The sequence below is a fragment of the Veillonella sp. ZSJB6 genome, from assembly GCF_051549505.1.
Lineage (GTDB): Bacteria > Bacillota > Negativicutes > Veillonellales > Veillonellaceae > Veillonella.
In genome coordinates this window covers 1-231 of sequence record NZ_JBPUGE010000215.1, presented here as the reverse complement: position 1 = coordinate 231, position 231 = coordinate 1, and the positions used below count along the sequence as shown (strand labels likewise).

The following is a 231-nucleotide window of genomic DNA, read 5'->3' as shown; positions in this document are numbered from 1 at the left end:
TGCATTGAAAGGATCGATATGAAAGCAAAACTATCACGACTCATCAAAACGAATGAACCGAAACAAACAGCCGTGACGCCGGACGACGTCGAACAAGCAAAATGGCGGGCCCGGGGTGGAGAAATCCTGACGTTCGAACAAGAGTGGTGTGTCTGCTTGAAGCAGATTTATCCGCTCGACGAGACGTACCACGACTTTACGTTCGGTTCCGCCAAAGCTTCACTCGCGACA

The 231-nt window shown here is 50.6% G+C and carries 1 protein-coding gene; it reads left to right on the top strand.

The genetic code is table 11. The annotated features are described in order from the left end of the window. Positions 1-18: 18 nt before the first annotated feature. The coding region (locus ACSV5T_RS10475; RefSeq protein WP_438321114.1) for a hypothetical protein at positions 19-231 on the top strand (213 nt) is incomplete at its 3' end.